1 protein-coding gene is annotated in these 587 nt (G+C 76.3%); it reads left to right on the top strand.

The window, feature by feature from the left end; genetic code table 11:
* On the top strand, nucleotides 1–362 hold a 362-nt coding region (locus tag F6X68_RS33005; RefSeq protein ID WP_192581664.1), incomplete at its 5' end, for a glutamate mutase L.
* Nucleotides 363–587: the final 225 nt, after the last annotated feature.

Here is a 587-nt window from a genome sequence, read left to right as displayed (position 1 = left end):
CGGGGTTCCTGCCGGTGGGGGACGCGGAGCGTGCGGTGGACGCCCGGATCGCGGCCCTGGCGGCGACGGTGGCGTTGCGTCGGCACGCCCGGGGCGCGGCCACGGGTGAGCGGGCCGGGCGGGACCTGCGCGACGTGCGGCTGCTGGTGGGTTCCGGTGGGGTGCTGCGGCATGCCGCGCCGGCGGATGCGGCGGGTGTGCTGGGTGCGGTGCTGGCCGACCACGCCGGTGGGTGGCCGTTGCCGCGTGCGGCGCGGCCGGTCGTCGACGTCGACTACGTGCTGGCCGCCGGTGGGCTGCTGGCCGCCGAGCATCCGGCGGCGGCGGGGGCGTTGCTGCGCCGGCACCTCGCGACGGATTGAGACTCGCCGACGCGACACGCCGTGGTGCATCACACGACAGGCCCGGGTGGGTTGACAGCGGCGGGGGTCCACGCCGTACCGTCTTTGAGTCCTACTACGGGAAGCGGCTGTTGTTCGCTTCGTCCCTTCGTCCGCTGGCCGAGCGACATGTGAGCAGTGCGTCGCGGCGGCCAGGTCCAGCGGGCGGGGGTCGGCGGGGCGGCGCGAACCGGCCGCGGTTACCGG

The sequence above is a fragment of the Micromonospora sp. AMSO12t genome (genome assembly GCF_008806585.1).
GTDB classification, from domain to species: Bacteria; Actinomycetota; Actinomycetes; order Mycobacteriales; family Micromonosporaceae; genus Micromonospora; species Micromonospora reichwaldensis.
The sequence above is the reverse complement of the archived record's forward strand: the minus strand, read 5'-3'. Positions and strand labels throughout refer to the sequence as shown.